We start from the raw sequence: 17,908 nt of genomic DNA on the forward strand, positions 1-17,908 counted from the left end.
ACGTTGCGCCGCCAGGAAGTGAGATGATCGTTACACTCGGCTACACCCGCGTGAGTTATGAGCATGACTCGACCAACAAACGGGCCGGCAGCGAGAATGGAGCCCCAGCCGAGCACGAGGGGATACGCCGCGTGAGCGAGATCGACGATCTCAAGGTCCGGATGGCCACCATCGAAGAGCAGGTGGCCACGCTCGCCAACCAGGTCCAGGCCAACCGAGCAGACGCGGCGGCCGCCCGCGTCCTGGCCGGAGCCGCCGATCGTGACGTATCGGAGTTCCGGGCCATCCTGCGCAACCACACCCAGGTCCTCAACGCCATGAACGAACGGGTGGGTATCGTCGAGGACAAGGTGGATGGGCTGCGTGGAGAGTTCACGAGTCGCATGGATCAGCTCGACGGCCGCATCGACCGGCTCGACGGCCACATGGGTCAGCTCGACGGCCGCATCGATCAGCTCGACGGCCACATGGGTCAGCTCGACGGCCGCATCGACCGGCTCGAGGCGGAGCACGGCCGCAAGCTTGATGACCATGGTCAGAAGCTCGACGAGATCCTGAACCTGCTGCGTTCCCGCGGCTGATCCCCTCGCATCGCTTGTTCGGCCCCGGCTGTCCTGCCGGGGCCGCGTCATGAATCGCGGGGCACCGCATCGGGGTTCCCCCGTCACACCTGATGTTTCCGCGGGTGAGCGCCGCGCGGCCGTCGCCGTGGGCAAGTTGCCGGGGCTGGTCAGGATTCCAGCTCGGGCTTGCGGCGCTTGCCCTTTCCCTTCCTCCCCTTGCCCTTGCGCCGCACCTCGACGCCGCCCATGAAGGCGAAGCCGGTGATCCGGATGACCGGCCCGTCGCCGGTTCCTTCCCCCTCGGCCTTGCCGTCGAAACCGCCCATGAACCCGACGCCTTCGACGTGCACCGTGGCGTTCTCGGGCACCTTGATCTCGATCCCGCCCATCACCACGATCGCGTTGATGGTGGTCTCGGCCGCGGTGAAACGCGCTTCGGAAAGATCCAGCTCCCCGCCACCCCAGTACACGAGGGCGGAGTGGCGTTCGGGCACGATCCACCCGCGCTTGCGTTGGAACCCGGACAACACGCCCACGGACCACGTTGGCGCCTTCCCCGCCACCGATGAGGCCGGAGCCGTGGCGGCCCTCGGGACGGGAAGATCCCGGGTGAGCGGTTCCAGCTCCCCCAGGGTCCTGGCCGCATACACCTGCTCGAGGCGCTCGTCGAGCTCGGTGAGCGTGAGCCGTCCTTCACCCATCGCCTGCTGCAGCACCTGTGCGACGCGTTCCCGGTCGGCGTCGGAGGCGCGGATCTGCGCACGCTCTGCGGGAAGCCCTCCATCCGTCACGCGCCAGGAGTCTAGGGTGCGGCGCGTGTCATTGGTCGGCAGCCAGGATATCCAGTGCTTTCTCCAGGTCCTCGGGGTATTCGCTGACGAACTCGACCCAGCGCCCGTCGGCCGGGTGGTGGAAGCCGAGCGTCCTGGCGTGCAACCACTGCCGGGACACCCCCAGCCGCCGCGCCAACACCGGGTCGGCACCGTAGGTGAGGTCACCGACGCACGGATGCCGCAGCGCCGCGAAGTGCACGCGGATCTGGTGTGTCCGCCCGGTTTCCAGCCGCACGTCGACCAAGGAGGCGGCGCGGAACGCCTCGATCACCTCGTAGTGCGTGACGCTCGGCTTGCCGCCTGCCACGACCGCGAACTTGTAGTCGTGCCTGGGATGCCGGTCGATCGGGGCGTCGATCGTGCCGCGCGTCGGGTCAGGATGCCCCTGCACCAACGCGTGGTAGCCCTTGGTGACGGTGCGTTCCTTGAACGCGCGCTTGAGCACCGAGTACGCGTGTTCGCTCTTGGCCACGACCATCACGCCGGTGGTACCGGCGTCCAACCGGTGCACCACGCCCTGCCGCTCGGCCGCGCCGGAGGTGGCGATACGGGTACCGGCGGCGGCCAGTCCACCCACCACGGTGGGGCCGGTCCAGCCGGGGCTCGGGTGCACGGCCACGCCGACCGGCTTGTCCACCACGACGATGTCGTCGTCCTCGTACAGCACCACCAGGCCGGGCACCGGCGCGGCGGCCACCTGTACCGGCTGTTCCGGCTCGGGCAGCACGACCTCCAGCCACGCCCCGGCCACCAGGCGGTCGGACTTGCCCACCGGCCGGCCGTCGACCAGGACGTCCCCGGCCTCGGTGAGCGTGGCCGCCGCGGTGCGCGACAGGCCCAGCAGTTTCGCCAGGCCGGCGTCCACCCGCATGCCGTCGAGCCCGTCCGGGACGGGCAACGTCCGCGAATCCCTCACCCGGTCGCCTCCCCGGACCGCCGCCGCTTCTCCCCGTCCCGCGCGCGGGTGCCGTCGTACTCGCGGCCGAGCAACGCCATGAGCACCAGGGTCGCGCCGCCGGTGACGATCGCCGAGTCGGCCAGGTTGAACACCGGCCACACGCTGCCGTCCGGCGCGAGCACGGACAGGAAGTCCACGACGTGGCCGCGCAGCGGTCCCGGCGCGCGGAAGAGCCGGTCGACCAGGTTACCCAACGCCCCGCCGAGGATGAGGCCCAGGCCCACGGCCCAGCCGACCGAGCGCAGCTTGGGCGCGATCCACACGATCCAGGCCGCCACCGCCGCCGCGATCAGGGTCAGCACCCAGGTCATGCCGGTGGCCAGGGAGAACGCCGCGCCGGGGTTGCGGTAGAGCACGAGGTAGAGCCCGCCGCCGAACAACTCGACCGCCGGTTCGCCCTCCAGCTCGGCCACCGCCACCACCTTGGTGACGATGTCCAGCGCCAGCGCGACGGCGGCCACCACGGCCAGCAACGCCACCCGGCGGGGCGGCTGCGGGGCGGTGCCCGCAGCTCCGGCCGCCGGCTCCCCCACCGACGCCCCGGCGGGCACCCCCGTCTGGTCGCCCGCCGGCCCATCCAACGCTGCCGGCTCCCGGCCGGGGCGTTGCCGGGCCTGGTCCGGCTCGGTTTCCTCGGTGCTCACCCGGTCATTGTCCCTGACCCACACGGAGCACCACCGCGCACCACGTCGCCGTCCAGGAAGGAGGGCAGCGGTCGGGGGTCGGGGTCGGGCGTCCACCGGCCGTCAACGAGCCGGTAGCACCAGCGCGGATCGTGCTCCACGAGTCGGGCGAGCGCGCCGAGGAAGCGTTCGACGTGTTCGGGGTTGGTCCCGAGGCCGATGCTGGCGCGCAGCGCCCGCTCCCCGTCCACACCGGCACCGGTGAGCAGGGAGCGAGTGGTCAGATGCGCGCAGAAGGCGCCATCGCGCACGCCGACGCCGTGCTCGGCGGACAGGGCCGTGGCGAGCAGGCCCGGGTCGACGCCGTCCACCGCGAAGGACACCACGCCCACCCGCGGGTGATCCGGCGCCCAGAGCGCGAGCTGGCGCACGCCCGGGATGCGGCCAAGGCCGGCACGCAACGTCTCGACAAGGACCTGCTCGTGCGCGGTGATTGTGTCCCAGCCGAGCTCGCACAGCGCGTCGCAGGCGGCCGCGAGCGCGTGCACCCCGATGACATTGGGCGAGCCGGCTTCGTGCCGCTCCGGCACCGCCGCCCACGACACGCCCAGCCGCTCGCCGAGGTCGACGACCTGCCGGGTGGCGCCGCCGCCGATCAGGTAGGGCTCGGCGGCGCGGAGCCAGTCGGCCACCCCGACGAGAGCGCCCGCGCCGAACGGGGCGTAGAGCTTGTGCCCGGACAGGGCCACCCAGTCGACGTCCCACTCGGTCGCGCGAACCGGCCGGTGCGGCGCGAGCTGGGCGGCGTCGAGCACGACCCGGGCACCGTGCCGGCGGGCCACCGCGGACAGCTCCGCGATCGGCCACACCTCGCCCGTGACGTTGGACGCCCCGGTGAGCACCACCAGGCGCGGCCCGACCGGGCAGGCCGCGAGCGTGCGGTCGAGCGCGGCGATGGCCTCCTCCGGCGAAGCCGGCACCCCGACGCGGCGCACCTGCCGGCCCCGCCAGGGCAGGAGCGCGGCGTGGTGGTCGCTGTCGAACCGGACCACCGTGGTGCCCTTCGGCAGCGCGCGGGCCAGCAGGTTGAGGGCGTCGGTGGTGTTGCGGGTGAACACGACTGCGGCGTCCGGGCGGGCACCGACGAACCGGCGCAGCACGTCGCGGGCCCGCTCGTAGACCCGCGTACAGACCTGCGAAGCGAGGCCGGCACCCCGGTGCACGCTGGCGTACCAGGGCAGCAGCTCGTCGACGGCGCGCCGGACGGGTTCCAGGCACGGTGCGCTGGCCGCGTGGTCCAGGTTGGCATAGCTCACCTGCTCCCCGGTCACCAGCGGCACCCGGAGCTGGTCACCGACGACCCCGGGCAGGGTGGCGGGGCTGGGCGCGAACGCGAGCGACATGGGTCCCTCCTCGTGGATCCCTTCGGACCCACGAGGGGTCCGCGCTTGCCCGACGCACCGCGCGCCGGACCGGGTCCTCACCCGGGGCACCCCACCGCGGTTGGAGGGTTGCCGGCCAGCAAGCCGGGGCTTGTCGCTGGCGCTCATGACCTTGCCCGGCACCCTAACCGAGCGGAGGCAGTTCGCAAACGTCGCTCCCGTATGCCGAGACCTGACGGTCAGCGCCCGCGGTCAACCCTGCCCCGCGCTGTTACCCGAGAGCCGCCGGACTCATGTGTGCTGCCAATGGGTTCCGCGTGTGGTTGACGGTGCCGGACAACAGCTTTCGGACAACGGTCGTCCGGCGGGTAGCGAATCGCTGTCCTGCAAGACATTCGGGTGGTGTCTCATCACCTGCGTGCGGATCACTTACCCGTCTCGCCGCGCCAGCGGGCGAAGCGGCCGGCGCGGTCGACCGCGCGGAGGCGTTGCTCGGTTTCCTGGCGCACGGTCTCCGTGGTCACCACGAGGAGCTGGTCGCCCTCCTGGAGGCGGGTGGTCGGTTCCGGGGTGAAGCCCTCGCCGCGTCGCACCACCAGGCTCACCGTGGCGCCGCGTGGCAGCCGCAGCTCGGAGAGATAGACGTTGTGCATCTTCGAGCCGGGCGGTATCCGCACCTGGAGCAGTCCGGCGCCCAGCTCGTCCAGTGGGGCGACGTCGACCTGGATCTCCCGCGGCTCGCCCCGCCGCAGCAGGCCGAGCCGACGCGCCACCACGGGCAGTGTGGTGCCCTGGAACAACGTCAGCAGCACGACCAGCACGAACACCACGTCGACGAGGCGGTCCGCGCCCGGCACGCCCTGGGTCAACGGCACCAGGGCGAGCACGATCGGGACCGCGCCGCGCAGCCCGGACCAGGACAGGAACACCTGTTCTCGCCACGGGAGCCGGAAGGGCAGCGCGGACAGCACCACCGACAGCGGGCGGGCGAGGAACAGCAGTACCAGGCCCGCTACCAGCGCCGGCGCCAGCACCGCCGGTAGCCGGCCCGGGGAGGCGAACAGGCCGAGCAGCACGAACAGACCAATCTGGGCGAGCCAGCCGAGTCCCTCGGCGAACGACAGCGTGTCCGCCCGGTGCGGCAGGCGGGCGTTGCCCAGCACCAGGCCGGCCACGTAGGTGGCCAGCAGCCCGGACGCGGCCACCCCCTGGCCCGCCGCGTAGCTGAGCACACAGACGCCGACCGTCGCCAGCGGGTAGAGGCCGGTCGCGGGCAGCGCCGCCCGCCGCAGGGCCTGCGCGCCCAGCCACCCAAGCCCGAAGCCGACCACGGCACCGCCGAGGAGCTGGTAGACGACGTTGAGCGGCGTCCACCACTGCAGCGAGTCGGCGGAGGCGAGCAGCACCACGGCGATGAAGGCGGGTGCGTCGTTGAGACCGGATTCCAGTTCCAGCGCGCCGGCGAGCCGCTTGCTGACTCCCACCCCGCGCAGGACGCTGAACACCGCGGCCGCGTCGGTGGATGACAGGACGGCGCCCCACAGCAGGGCGGTCCGCCAGTCCAGGTCCAGCAACAGGTGCAGGGCGCCGCCGGTGACCCCGATGCTGACCGCAACGGCCACTGTGGACAGTGCGAGCCCGATACCGACGGCGGGCCGCACCGTGTGCCACCGGGTGGTCAGTCCACCTTCGGCCAGGATCAGCACCAGCGCGGCCAGGCCGAGGGACTGGGTCATCGGTGCGTCGTCGAAGCGGATACCGAGCCCGGCCTCGCCGAGGATCAGCCCGATGGCGAGGTACAGCAGCAGCGAGGGCAGGCCGAGGCGGACCGACAGCCGCACCGCGAGCACGGCCACCAGCAGAACGACAGCGATGATCCCGAGGACGCTCGCCAGCCCCGTCAAACCGCCTCCTGACTCCCACGCACTCGTCCCCCATTGTGCGGGGTGGGCGGTTGGCCTCGTCCGATCTGGACGTGGCCGCGACCGCGGCGTCGTCACCCGGTGCTCGGGCCACCACCCTGCGTGAGCACGCGAATGGTCTGGTCCAAGTAGCGGCGCTGGGTGGAGCGCGCCGCGGGCAGCACCTCGGGCGTGGCCCGCAGCAGCTGGGCGTGGCCGAGGTAGGCCGCGTAGGCCAGCAGGGCACGCCGACGTGCCTCCCCCCGGCCGTAGCCCAGCTCGGCGAACAGCGAGGCGAGGTAGGAGACCCGACGCTCGGTCACCCGTTGCAGCACCGGTGCCACCACCGGATGGTCGGCGTCGGCCAGGACCGCAATCTCGACCTGGTTCTCCGCCGCGTGCTCCAGCACGCTGCCGAGCAGCACCCGCAACCTCCGGGCCGGATCGGACTCGGATCCCACCATGGTGATGATGGCCTCGGTGTGTTCGACCTCCCAGCGTTCCAGGGTGGCGTGGAGCAACGCGTCGCGGCTGGGGTAGTGCCAGTACGCGCTGCCCTTCGTGGTGCCCAACCGGGCGGCCAGCGGCTCGATGGCGACCGCGGCCACACCGCCCTCGGCCAGGGCCGCGAGCGCGGCCGCGGTCCAGTCCGCCTTGCCCAACCGGCGTCGGGAATCCCCGTCGTGGGCCGAAACACCTCGCTCCGACACGGACCATACGCTACCGTACGGCGCAAAACCATACGCTACCGTATGGAGGTGGGACAGGCGTGGTCCACAACGTGCATTCCCGAGAACTGCCGTTACCCGCCCGGGAGGCGGCGCCGCTCGTCGACGAGATCGCCGAGCCGCAACGGTCGGTCTGGCCGGCTCCGCAGTGGCCGCCGTTGTTGCTGGACCGCCCGCTGGGCGTGGGCGCCGCTGGGGGCCACGGCCTGGTTCGCTACACCTGTAGCCGGTACGAGCCCGGACGGCGGGTCGAGTTCACCTTCGCCCGCTCGGTGGGCATCGAGGGCACACACAGCCTCGAAATACTCGACGGACCGGCACCCGGTACCTGCGTGCTCCGCCATGAGATCCGAGGGACGTGCCGACGAGCCATGGTCCTGCTGTGGCCTCTCGTCGTCCGATGGATGCACGACGCGTTGCTGGAGGACCTGCTCGACCGTGCCGAGCGCGTCGCCGGGCGCGCGCCGGAACGGCCGGCACGCTGGTCGCCCTGGGTCCGGCTGCTGCATGCGCTGGCCCGTCGGGTGGAGGGAGGCCAGCCGGCCGAGCGCGCCGGTGGCTGACCGGTCCCGGGGGACCGACCGGCCACCGGCGGTCGCGTTACCGGGTGTCCCGCACCTCGCGGATGATCTCCGCGAGGGTCTTGCCCAACCCGGGCTTGCGGGCCCGGACCCGGCGCAGCAACTCCTCGGGAGCCGACCTGGTCGCGATCCTGGCGAGCTCGTGACGGAGGAACTCCGACAGGGACTGGCCCGCCGCCGCCGCACGAGCCATCAGGTTCCGGTGGACATCCTCGGGTATCTCTCCGATCTGCACCCAGACTCCCATGCGGCCCAGTGTGGGAGCACCGGATGCCGCAGGAGAAGACCCTGATGTTGTGAAACGGCGTGTTGCCAGCGTGATCGCCGGCAACACGCCGTCACACGCCGTCCTTTTCAGACAGTTTCTCAGATCTTGGCGACGCCGACCCGGACCGGCACACCGTCGCCGACGGTCCCCTCGTAGCCGGTCTCGCCGGCCCCCGCACCGCCACCGGTCACCGGCCCATAGGCCACCGAGTCCGCCAGCGTCTCGCCGGCGAGGAACTCCTGGTGCGCACGCACCGCCTCGGCCGCCTCGGCCGGCAGCTCCAGCGTCAGCGCGATCCGGTCGGAGACGGCCAGGTCGGCGGCCCGCCTGGCCTGTTGCACCGCCCGCACCACGTCCCGGGCCAGGCCCTCGGCGGCCAGCTCCGACGTGACCTCGGTGTCCAGTACGACCAGCCCGGCCCCGCCCGGCAACGCGGCGGCCGCGCCCGGGTCGGAGGACACCAGCCGCTCCTCGTACTCGCCCGGCCGCAGCTCGATCCCGGCGGCGAGCACCGCGCCCTCGGGGGTGCGGGTCCACTCCCCCGACTTGACCGCCCGGATCACCTTCTGGGTGTCCGCGCCCAGCCGCGGGCCGCACGCCCGGGCGTTGACCGCCAGCTCGAAGCGCCCGTGCGCGGCCACGTCGGCGGTGAGCACGACCTCCTTGACGTTCACCTCGTCGGAGATCAGCTCGGTGAACGGCTCCAGCGCCGCCGCGTCCGGGGTGGCCACCACCAGCCGCGCCAGCGGCAGCCGCACGCGCAGCCTGTTCGTCTTGCGCAGCGACAGCGCGGCCGAGCAGACCTGCCGCACCTCGTCCATCGCCCGCACCAGGTCGGCGTCGGCCGGGAGCTCGCCGGCCCGCGGCCAGTCGGCCAGGTGCACCGAGCGCCCACCGGTCAGGCCCCGCCACACCGTCTCGGCGGTCAGCGGCAGTAGCGGCGCCGCCACCCGGCTGGCCACCTCGAGCACGGTGTGCAGGGTGTCGATGGCGTCCGCCTCGCCGGCCCAGAACCGGTCGCGCGACCGGCGCACGTACCAGTTGGTGAGGACCTCCAGAAAGTCCCGCACCGCCGCGCACGCGCCCGGCAGGTCGTAGCTCTCCAGCGCCCCGGTCACCTCGCTGACCAGGTCCCGGGTCTTGGCGAGCACATAGCGGTCGAGCACGTGTTCGGAGTCGGTGCGCCACCGCCCCTCGACACCCTCGGCGTTGGCATAGAGCGCCAGGAAGTACCAGGAGTTCCACAGCGGCAGCACCGCCTGGCGCACCGCGTCCCGGATCCCGCGCTCGGTCACGATGAGGTCGCCGCCGCGCAGGATCGGCGAGGCCATCAGGAACCACCGCATGGCGTCCGAGCCGTCCCGCTCGAACACCTCGTTGACGTCCGGGTAGTTGCGCCGAGACTTCGACATCTTCTGCCCGTCGTCGCCCAGCACGATCCCGTGCGCCACGCAATTGCGGAACGCGGGCCGGTCGAACAACGCGGTGGCCAGCACGTGCAGCGTGTAGAACCAGCCGCGGGTCTGGCCGTTGTACTCGACGATGAAGTCACCCGGGTAGTGGTGCTCGAACCACTCGCGGTTCTCGAACGGGTAATGCACCTGGGCGAACGGCATCGACCCGGACTCGAACCAGCAGTCGAGCACCTCGGGCACCCGCCGCATCATCGACCTGCCGGTCGGGTCGTCCGGGTTGGGCCGCACCAGCTGGTCCACGTAGGGGCGGTGCAGGTCGGTCGGCCGCACCCCGAAGTCGCGCTCCAGCTCGTCCAGCGAGCCGTAGACGTCGACCCGGGGGTGGTTCGGGTCGTCGGACACCCACACCGGGATCGGCGAGCCCCAGTACCGGTTCCGGGAGATCGACCAGTCACGGGAGTTCTCCAGCCACTTGCCGAACTGCCCGTCCCTGATGTGCCCCGGCACCCAGTTGATCCGCTGGTTCAGCTCGACCATGCGGTGCTTGAACTTCGTCACCGCCACGAACCAGGACGACACCGCCTTGTAGATCAGCGGGTTGTCGCACCGCCAGCAGTGCGGGTAGGCGTGGTCGTAGGTCTCGTGCCGCAACACCACGCCGCGTCGCTTCAGCTCGGCGATGATCGGCTTGTTGGCGTCGAACACGTGCTGGCCGGCGTAGTCCGACACGAGCGCGGTGAACTGGCCGTGCGGGTCCACGGTCTCGATGATCGGCAGGTCGTAGGCCCGGCCCAGGAGGTTGTCGTCCTCACCGAAGGCCGGCGCGATGTGCACGATCCCGGTGCCGTCCTCGGTCGACACGAAGTCGGCCGGCAGCACCTGGAAGGCGTTGCCGGTGCCGAACCGCTCGGCGTCGACCAGGTAGTCGAACAGCGGCGTGTATCGCCGGCCCACCAGGTCGGCGCCGCGGTGACGAGCCACGACGCGCGGCTCCTCCCCCAGCTCGCGGGCGTAGGCGCCCATTCGCGCCGCGGCGAGCAGGTACCGCTCGTCGCCGTGCTCGACCACGACGTAGTCGACGTCCGGGCCCACCGCCAGCGCCATGTTGGACGGCAGCGTCCACGGGGTGGTCGTCCAGGCCAGTGCCAGCTCGCCGGTCTCCAGCCGGAAGCCCACGGTCAGCGCGGGGTCCTGCCGGTCCCGGTAGACGTCGTCCATCCGGGTCTCGGTGTTGGACAGCGGGGTCTCGCACCGCCAGCAGTAGGCCAGCGTCCGGTGGCCCTGGTAGATCAGGCCCTTGTCCCACAACGTCCGGAACGCCCACATGACGCTCTCCATGTAGGGCAGGTCGAGCGTCTTGTAGTCGTTGTCGAAGTCGACCCAGCGGGCCTGCCGCGTCACGTAGGCGCGCCACTCACGGGTGAACCGCAGGACGGACTCGCGGCAGGCGGCGTTGAACTCGGCCACGCCCAGCTTCTCGATCTCGGCCTTGGTGGTGATGCCGAGTTGCTTCTCGGCCTCCACCTCGGCCGGGAGCCCGTGGCAGTCCCAGCCGAACCGGCGCTCCACGCGGCGGCCCAGCATCGTCTGGAACCGCGGCACCAGGTCCTTGACATAGCCGGTCAGCAGGTGCCCGTAGTGCGGGAGGCCGTTGGCGAACGGCGGGCCGTCGTAGAAGACGAACTCGTTCGTACCGGCCTCGCCGGCCGGGCGGGCCTCGACGCTGGCGGCGAACGTGCGGTCGGCGGCCCAGTAGCCGAGCACGTCCCGCTCGAGCTGGGGGAAGGATGGCTGCGCGGGGACGCCGTGCTCGGCGCCGGACAGCGGAGCCTTCGGGTAGGCCATCGGGCGGTGCTCCTCGCGGGTCGAGTTCTCGTCGCTCGCACGGGCCCGGCTGCTCGCCGATGCCCACGCGGGGACGACACACCCTCGACACCGGCCCGTGGGCCGGACGGGTGTCCCGCGGTACCACCCCGCTTGCCACCGCGACTGCGGCGGCCTCTCGTTGCCGGCTGTGACGGGCCGGACCCGTCCGGTTCTACTGAGGCGATGGGACCGGCGCGCCGCGCGCCTATCGCCCGTTCTTCCGGAGGCTCCCCGGTGATGGCCGGATCGATGCCTGTGTTGCCCAGGGTAGCCGGTACCGGCAAACCACCGCTCGGTGACGGATGAAGCGAGCATTGCAACGGGACGACGAGGCGCACAGCGAAACCCGGAACCGAGCCATCCAACACAGCTCCAACCCGGCCGTCGACGAGGTCGAGGGGAGAAACGCAATCGGGCTTGGGCGAGCGGGCGTGCTCGGTCTGCACACACGAATTGCTTGCGCACTCAAGCCCGCGTGGCGGCCCGAAGTTTAATGGCCAATTCGGCGCTTTGTCCGGAATGCCGCACAACACCGGTCAAGCCAATGATCAGGTTCAGTGATCGGCGGAACGGTTTCGGCGATCAGCCGGTGAGCGAGTCGACCAGCGTGCCTATCGCGGGAGCGTGCGGTGCCGAGAAAGCAGGGTGGCGTCCGGTGCGCAGTGCGCGCACGGGGTGAAGCCGAGGGAACGCGCCTCCCGCACCGGAAGGGGAAGGGTGAGTCGGTTTTCCAGCCAGCGGCAGCCGGCCAGGTGGTACCGGGGCCGCTCGTCGACGACGAGGATTTCATCGGCCAGCTCGGCTACCCGAAGGCTGTCCGCGGCGTCGGTGTCCTCCTCCGGCGGATCGGGTCGCCGGCCGGACGTCGAGCCCGGTTCCCCGCCGGATCCGGCCGGAGCGCCGGGATCGGCGGGCGGACCGGTTGCCTTACGGCGGTCGGCTGCCGCTTCCCCGTCGGCAGCCGACCGTGCCGGCCCGCCCGCCAGCTCGTCATGCCCCACCCCGGCACCGGACGCGTGTTCCGGTGGGCGGGAGTCGGAAGCCACGATGTCCCCCGTGGTGCCGTCGCCGGAGGTGACGACGGAACGGCGGCGCAGCCCGTCGGCTACGAGCAACCCGCCGGCCACCACGCTCGTGGCCACCGAAGCCCAGGCCCATCCGGTCGCGCCGGTGGCCAGTGCCGTCACCAGCAGCCCGAAGGCCGCCAGGACGAACAGCAGGACGAGGTGGAGCACGATGTCGCGCCCGTCTTGTGCCGTCTGGCCGGCTCAGCCCGCCTCGGCCGCGCGGGAACCGAACGTGTAGCCGGTCTGCTGGCTCCGTCCGCTGTCCGGGGCGGCCGAGCCGCGGTCCTGCAGCTCCTGCAGCTGGGACTCCAGGTAGGTCTTCAGCCGGGTCCGGTACTCCCGCTCGAACGTGCGCAGGGTGTCGATCTTGCTCTCGAGCGCGTTCTTCTCCTGCGTGATGGTGCCCATCACCTCGGCGTGCTTGCGCTGCGCGTCGCGCTCCAGCGCGGTGGCCTTCTCCCGGGCCTGCCGCTCCAGCGTCTCGGCGCGGCTGCGCGCGTCGTTGAGCATGGTCTCGGCGCGGCTGCGCGCGTCGTTGACCATGGCGTCGGCCTTGGTGCGGGCCTCCGAGAGCAGCTGTTCGGACTTGGCGCGCGCCTCGGAGACCATGCTGTCGGCCTCGGCCTTGGCCTCACCGGTCAGCCGGTCGGCCATCTCCTGGGCCAGGCCGAGCACCTTGGCCGCCTGCACGTGGTGGTCGCCGCCGCCCGGCGAGGTCTGCTCGACCACCGAGGGCGGGGGCACCGGGGCCAGCCGGCGGGGTTCCTCGACGGCGCGGCCCACCGGGCCGGCCGCGGCCTTGGCGCGGGCGTCGTCCAGCTCGGCCCGGGCACCGTCGAGCTGGGACTCCAGCTGCTCCACCTGCTGGCGCAGGTCGTTGTTCTCCTCGATCAACCGGGCCAGCTCGGCCTCAACCAGGTCGAGGAAGGCGTCGACCTCGTCCTCGTTGTAGCCCCGCTTGCCGATGGGAGGCTTACTGAACGCGACGTTATGGACGTCGGCGGGGGTCAACGGCATCGAAAGATCACCTCACGCACTCCTTGGCTGCGGGTACCCGGGCTCCCCGTCACCCAGGATCCACCAGTCGCATCAGGATGAAGACGACCAGCAGCAGCACAATAATCGACAGGTCCAGTCCGACGCCGCCGATCCGGACCACCGGGATCACCCGACGGACCACCGACACGGGCGGGTCGGTCACTGTGTAGATGGTCTCCAGCGCGACCGCAACCCCTCCCGACGGACGCCACTGCCGGGCGAAGGCGCGGACCAGCTCCACGACGACACGCGCCGTGAGCAGCAGCCAGAAGAAGAACAACAGGTAATAGAGGACGAGCAGAACCGGACGCACCCCTCAACTCTGCCATCCCGTCAGCGCTGGTTGAAGAACGCGCCCTCGGCCAGCCGGCGCGCGTCCTCCACGGTGACGTCCACGTTGGGTGGTGAGAGAAGGAACACCCTGTTGGTGATCTTGTCGATCGAGCCGCGGAGCGCGAACGCCAAGCCGGCGGCGAAGTCGACCAGTCGCTTGGCGTCCGCGTCGTCCATGTCGGTCAGGTTGATGATCACCGGGATGCCTTCCCGGTAGTGCTCCCCGATCGTCCGCGCCTCGCTGTAGCTGCGTGGCTGCAGCGTCGTGATGCGGCTGAACGGGCCGGTCTGCTCCACCGGGCGCACCGCGGGAACGGGCTCCCGCTGGGGCTCCATGGCGAGCGCACCCCGCACCGGGGGGTCGGTGGCCCAACCCCGTCGGCCCGGCACGCGCTCCGGCTCGTACTCGTCCTCGGTCCCCAGGTCGGGCCGGTAACCCCGGCCCAGCCGGCGGCGCCCCCCCACGCGGTCGTCGTAGGGGTGGTAGTCGTCGGGTTCGCCGGCGTAGTTGCCCCGGCGGTAGTCGCCCGCGTAGTCACCGCGGTAGCGGTCGCGCTCGTCGGCGTAGGCGTCCACGTCGTCGGCGGGGACCATCCCGAAGTAGGCTTTCAGCCTCTGTAGCGCGCTCATGCCCTTCCTCCGCGACTCCCCTGGGCCGGCGGCGCCCCCCGGTCGGCCACCGACGTCCCTCAACGGCTCAGGGTGAGGCTAGTCGGCGGCCGCCCAGCAACGCGGTTCCGACACGCACCCAGGTCGACCCGTGGGCGATCGCCTGTTCGAGATCACCGCTCATGCCCGCGGACAGCTCGGTGGCCGCCGGATGATCCTTCCGCAGGAGGTCAACGGCTTGCGCGAGGGTGGAGAACGCGTCGTCGGGGTCGGCGCCGAGGGGGGCCACCGCCATCACCCCACGCAATCGCAGCTCACTCGAACTTGCGATCTGATCCGCAAGTTCGGGCAGGTCCGGTAACGGACAGCCGCCGCGGGTCGGGTCCGCGTCCAGGCTCGCCTGCACCAGCACGTCCAGCGGTGGTTCCGTCCGCTCCCCCGCGGCGCGGGCGCTGGCCACCGCGCGCTCCAGCGCGGTGGCCAGCCGTGGGCTGTCGACGGACTGCACCATCCCGGCCCACCGCACGACGTGCCGGGCCTTGTTGCGTTGCAGCCGCCCCACCATGTGCCAGCGGACGGTGGCGTCCGGCCGCAGTCGCGCCAGCTCCGCCGTCTTGGCACCCGCCTCCTGGTCGCGGTTCTCGCCGAACTCGGTCAGCCCGAGGTCGACCAGCCGCGCCACGTCCTCGGCGGGGAAGGTCTTGGTCACCGGCAGCAGGCGGACCTCGCCGGGGTCGCGGCCGGCGGCGCGGCAGGCCGCGGTGATGCGTTCGCGCACCGCGCGCAGGCCCGCGGCGATCTCGGCGGTTCTGGGGTCGATGTCGTGGCTCGCCGGCGGGGTCATCCGGTGCTCCCCTCCTCCGGCTCGAACCAGGTCACCGCGGCGAGCCGGCCGGTGGTGCCGTCCCGGCGGTGGCTGAACAGCGTCCGGTCCTCCACGGTGCACCGGGGATCAAGGCCGATCCGGGCGACGCCGGCGTCGGCGAGCTGGCGCCACAACCCGGCCCGCAGGTCCAACCCGGGCCGACCGCCGCGGGTCCGGCACGCGCTCTCCGGCAGGTGTCGCTCGACGTCGTCGGCCATCTCGGCGGGAACCTCGTAGCACTCGCCGCACACCGCGGGGCCGAGCAGGGCTTCGACGCGGTCGATCCGGGCACCGAGCTCGCGCATGGCGGCAAGCGCGGCGGGCACCACGCCGACCCGGGCGCCGACGCGGCCGGCGTGCACCGCGGCCACCACCCCGGCTTCGGGTTCGGCCAGCAGGAGGGGGACGCAGTCGGCCACCAGCGCGACCAGGCCGAGCCGGGCCTTGGCGGTGACCAGGGCGTCGGTCGCCTCGGCCGGGGCGGGCAGCGGGCCGTCGACCACGGTCACGGTGCGCCCGTGCACCTGCTCCATCCACACCAGCTGGTCCAGGGACAGCCCGACGCCCTCGGCGAGCCGGCGCCGGTTGGCCGCCACCGCCGCCGGGTCGTCGCCCACGTGGTCGCCGAGGTTGAACGAGTCGTACGGCGGCTTGGAAACACCGCCCTCACGCGTGGTCACCACGCGACGAATGCGCACCGAGTTCTCCCGACTCCACCTCGAGGCTGCCTTCAGCTCGAGACCCTACCCAGACAGCGCTGACCGGCGTACCGGGCCCGGACCAGCGGGTCGACACGCCGGCATTGTTCTGGAGACAACCGGGAACGATGATTACGCCGTTCTACGGGTGGCAGAGCTTGCGGTTGCCCACCGGGTGCGGGTACCTCGCACCAACGCGACAGGTTCCCGCGTAACGGCTACCGATGCTTCACAATGCTGGAGTTCGCGGGAACCGATCGCAGTGCCCCGCATCAGCAGTCCAGTAGACCTTGTTGGCGAACTGACGTGGACTCCTGTGGGTCGGCACGGGCTGGGCCACACCCAGGGCAAACCTGCTCCGCGGCCACGATCGGTACTTCACCAACGGCGTGCGAGCACGTCGTGGGCGGGACTCAGCGCCGCATGAAGGGTGGGACGTCCACCTCGTCGTCCGGGTCGTCGTCGCCGACCGGTACCGACCGGCTCGCCAGGCCGTTGCTGGGCACCCGGTTCGGACGGGTCGGCAGGCCGCCGACGACCGAACCTCCCGGTGGCTGCACGGGCGGCGTTGCGCTGGGCGACGGGGTCACCGGGGGCGTCGGGTTGTTCGGATGCATGGCCGGGGAGGCATGGCCGATGGTGCCGCTGCTGGCCGCCGGCACCCCGGACCCGGTGTGCGACTCGCTGCCCTCCCGCGGATGGTCCGGTTGCTGGTCCCCCTCACCGCCGCCGGGCTGGCCCGGTGGTGCGCCCGGTGGGACGGCCCGGCCCACCGGCGCGGGATCGAGCTTCTTGTGTGTCGGTGTGCCACTGTCGAATCCGGCGGCGATCACGGTCACCCGCACCTCGTCGCCGAGCGAGTCGTCGATCACCGTACCGAAGATGATGTTGGCCTCGGGGTGTGCCGCCTCCTGCACCAGCGAGGCCGCCTCGTTGATCTCGAACAGGCCCAGGTCCGACCCACCCGCGATGGACAGCAGCACGCCGTGCGCCCCCTCCATCGAGGCCTCCAGCAGCGGCGAGTTGATCGCCTTCTGCGCGGCCTGTACCGCGCGACCTTCCCCGCGCGCGGAGCCGATTCCCATCAGCGCGCTGCCCGCGCCGGACATGACGCTCTTGACGTCGGCGAAGTCGAGGTTGATCAGGCCGGGGGTGGTGATCAGGTCGGTGATGCCCTGGACACCGGAGAGCAGCACCTCGTCGGCGGAGCGGAAGGCGTCCATCAGGCTCACCCCGATGTCGCCCAGCTGCAGCAGCCGGTCGTTGGGGATGACGATGAGGGTGTCGCACTCGTTGCGGAGTGCCTTTATCCCCTCTTCGGCCTGGTTGGCGCGGCGCCGGCCCTCGAAGGAGAACGGCCGGGTGACCACGCCGATGGTGAGCGCACCGAGTTTGCGGGCGACCGAGGCGACCACGGGCGCGCCGCCGGTCCCGGTGCCGCCGCCCTCGCCGGCGGTCACGAAGACCATGTCGGCGCCCTTGAGGACCTCCTCGATCTCCTCCTTGTGGTCCTCGGCGGCCTTACGGCCGACCTCGGGGTTGGCGCCGGCGCCCAGGCCCCGGGTCAGCTCCCGGCCAATGTCCAGCTTGACGTCCGCGTCGGACATCAGCAGCGCCTGGGCGTCGGTGTTCACCGCGATGAACTCCACGCCCTTGAGCCCGACCTCGATCATGCGGTTCACGGCGTTGACGCCGCCGCCACCGATGCCGACGACCTTGATCACCGCGAGGTAGTTGTGCGGGGGCGTCATCGGATCCGCCTTCCTGATCGTGGCTGTCGCTCTGGTGCTGCGCTGGTGGGGAGGGCCCGGTTGACGGCACACCCAACCCTCGACCTCAGGCTCAGAGTTATGTCAACTCCCTAGCTCCGGTCCGGACGGTAAGCACCGCGTGGTTCCCGGTCCAGCAACCACGCCGCGTGTCGGCCCAGGTGTTCGACACTGTGCGCCACCGCTCACACCCCGGAAACCGGGGGTGCGAACCGGCGCACGTGGCCGGGCGCGCCGCGTGTCGCGCGGTCTGCCCGACCTTCGAACGCGAGCACCCGGCGCACCGACACGGTACCGCCACGGAAGGGCCCCTCATGATCGAGGTCAGGCCCCTCGGTGTTCCCGCGGCCGCCTGCGCAGTGCGTAGCGTAGTCGATCAGCGGGGTCGGCAAAGCCTTCTCCAGAGCGGGA

General features: G+C 71.7%; 17 protein-coding genes and 1 riboswitch. Of the genes, 2 read left to right on the forward strand and 15 right to left on the reverse strand.

The annotated features are described in order from the left end of the window. The first annotated feature begins 131 nt into the window (after nt 1–131). A complete protein-coding gene (locus IEY55_RS02875) occupies nt 132–581 on the forward strand; it encodes a hypothetical protein (RefSeq protein WP_189053586.1) in 450 nt (149 codons plus the stop codon). Nucleotides 582–730: 149 nt separating this feature from the next. Here IEY55_RS02875 and IEY55_RS02880 read toward each other — a convergent pair whose 3' ends face one another. The 6 genes from IEY55_RS02880 to IEY55_RS02905 all read right to left on the reverse strand — a co-directional run bounded on the left by IEY55_RS02880 (nt 731) and on the right by IEY55_RS02905 (nt 6,970). Then, nucleotides 731–1,354, reverse strand: a complete 624-nt coding sequence (locus IEY55_RS02880; RefSeq protein ID WP_229685923.1) for a DUF1707 SHOCT-like domain-containing protein — start codon at nt 1,352–1,354, stop codon at nt 731–733. Nucleotides 1,355–1,382: 28 nt separating this feature from the next. Further along, nucleotides 1,383–2,267, reverse strand: coding sequence for an RluA family pseudouridine synthase (locus IEY55_RS02885; RefSeq protein ID WP_189054226.1), 885 nt, complete (start codon nt 2,265–2,267; stop codon nt 1,383–1,385). A 41-nt stretch (nt 2,268–2,308) separates the two neighbouring features. Then, a complete protein-coding gene (gene lspA, locus IEY55_RS02890; RefSeq protein WP_373289954.1) occupies nt 2,309–2,998 on the reverse strand; it encodes a signal peptidase II in 690 nt (229 codons plus the stop codon). Continuing rightward, the gene (locus IEY55_RS02895; protein WP_189053588.1) at nt 2,995–4,380 is read right to left on the reverse strand and encodes an aminotransferase class V-fold PLP-dependent enzyme; all 1,386 of its coding nucleotides are present in this window, start codon (nt 4,378–4,380) and stop codon (nt 2,995–2,997) included. The genes lspA and IEY55_RS02895 overlap by 4 nt, the downstream gene beginning before the upstream one ends. Nucleotides 4,381–4,416: 36 nt before the next feature. After that, a riboswitch (SAM riboswitch) is annotated at nt 4,417–4,531 on the reverse strand. A gap of 253 nt (nt 4,532–4,784) precedes the next feature. Next, nucleotides 4,785–6,263, reverse strand: a complete 1,479-nt coding sequence (locus IEY55_RS02900; protein WP_229685925.1) for a potassium/proton antiporter — start codon at nt 6,261–6,263, stop codon at nt 4,785–4,787. Nucleotides 6,264–6,355: 92 nt separating this feature from the next. After that, nucleotides 6,356–6,970 (reverse strand): TetR/AcrR family transcriptional regulator, encoded by a 615-nt coding sequence (locus tag IEY55_RS02905; RefSeq protein WP_189053590.1) that lies wholly within the window; start codon nt 6,968–6,970, stop codon nt 6,356–6,358. 59 nt (nt 6,971–7,029) lie between these two features. Here IEY55_RS02905 and IEY55_RS02910 point away from each other — a divergent pair, with 59 nt between their 5' ends. Next, nucleotides 7,030–7,551 (forward strand): SRPBCC family protein, encoded by a 522-nt coding sequence (locus tag IEY55_RS02910; protein ID WP_189053592.1) that lies wholly within the window; start codon nt 7,030–7,032, stop codon nt 7,549–7,551. Between the two features lie 37 nt (nt 7,552–7,588). Here the strand turns inward: IEY55_RS02910 and IEY55_RS02915 are convergent, their stop codons facing one another. The 9 genes from IEY55_RS02915 to ftsZ form a co-directional block, all read right to left on the reverse strand. After that, nucleotides 7,589–7,816 (reverse strand): hypothetical protein, encoded by a 228-nt coding sequence (locus IEY55_RS02915; protein WP_189053594.1) that lies wholly within the window; start codon nt 7,814–7,816, stop codon nt 7,589–7,591. A 119-nt stretch (nt 7,817–7,935) separates the two neighbouring features. Then, entirely contained in the window at nt 7,936–11,097 is a 3,162-nt protein-coding gene (gene ileS, locus IEY55_RS02920; RefSeq protein WP_189053596.1) for an isoleucine--tRNA ligase, read from the reverse strand. A 632-nt stretch (nt 11,098–11,729) separates the two neighbouring features. Beyond that, complete coding sequence (locus tag IEY55_RS02925; RefSeq protein ID WP_189053598.1) at nt 11,730–12,353, reverse strand: hypothetical protein; 624 nt, start codon at nt 12,351–12,353, stop codon at nt 11,730–11,732. Between the two features lie 33 nt (nt 12,354–12,386). Continuing rightward, nucleotides 12,387–13,202, reverse strand: coding sequence for a DivIVA-like cell division protein Wag31 (gene wag31 / locus IEY55_RS02930; protein ID WP_189053600.1), 816 nt, complete (start codon nt 13,200–13,202; stop codon nt 12,387–12,389). A gap of 49 nt (nt 13,203–13,251) precedes the next feature. Further along, nucleotides 13,252–13,536 (reverse strand): YggT family protein, encoded by a 285-nt coding sequence (locus IEY55_RS02935; RefSeq protein ID WP_189053602.1) that lies wholly within the window; start codon nt 13,534–13,536, stop codon nt 13,252–13,254. Between the two features lie 20 nt (nt 13,537–13,556). After that, complete coding sequence (locus tag IEY55_RS02940) at nt 13,557–14,186, reverse strand: cell division protein SepF (protein WP_189053604.1); 630 nt, start codon at nt 14,184–14,186, stop codon at nt 13,557–13,559. A 67-nt stretch (nt 14,187–14,253) separates the two neighbouring features. Next, entirely contained in the window at nt 14,254–15,009 is a 756-nt protein-coding gene (locus IEY55_RS02945; RefSeq protein WP_189053606.1) for a YggS family pyridoxal phosphate-dependent enzyme, read from the reverse strand. Continuing rightward, a complete protein-coding gene (pgeF, locus tag IEY55_RS02950; RefSeq protein WP_189053608.1) occupies nt 15,006–15,728 on the reverse strand; it encodes a peptidoglycan editing factor PgeF in 723 nt (240 codons plus the stop codon). Before pgeF ends, IEY55_RS02945 begins: the two co-directional genes overlap by 4 nt. Before the next feature lie 413 nt (nt 15,729–16,141). Continuing rightward, entirely contained in the window at nt 16,142–17,479 is a 1,338-nt protein-coding gene (gene ftsZ / locus IEY55_RS02955; RefSeq protein WP_189053610.1) for a cell division protein FtsZ, read from the reverse strand. Between the last annotated feature and the right edge of the window lie 429 nt (nt 17,480–17,908).

The sequence above is a fragment of the Longimycelium tulufanense genome, from assembly GCF_014645795.1.
Lineage (GTDB): Bacteria > Actinomycetota > Actinomycetes > Mycobacteriales > Pseudonocardiaceae > Longimycelium > Longimycelium tulufanense.